This is a genomic window from Alteromonas alvinellae (assembly GCF_902705805.1).
In genome coordinates this window covers 1-257 of sequence record NZ_CACSIH010000038.1, presented here as the reverse complement: position 1 = coordinate 257, position 257 = coordinate 1, and the positions used below count along the sequence as shown (strand labels likewise).

The window sequence follows — 257 nt, the reverse complement described above, 5'->3', positions numbered from 1 at the left end:
AAATGCCTACTGGGGGGAAGACGAGGACAACTAACCACGTTCTCAGATAGGCAATACTATATTTCACTGATTGATGAAGCCGTTAGTGCGGGGGCCAGAAAGCACAAAGCCTGTGGCATCATCGGCTTATCCCTGCGCACGTTACAACGATGGCGGGACGCGGATGGAATTTGTGCAGATAAGCGCCCGGAGGCGAGCAGGCCGACGCCTGCAAATAAGCTAACTGAGATAGAACAACAAGCCATTTTGGATATCTG

The 257-nt window shown here is 51.4% G+C and carries 1 pseudogene; it reads left to right on the top strand.

From position 1 onward, the window contains the following. A pseudogene (locus ACX5KA_RS02890) lies at positions 1-257 on the top strand (IS3 family transposase); the annotation flags it as partial.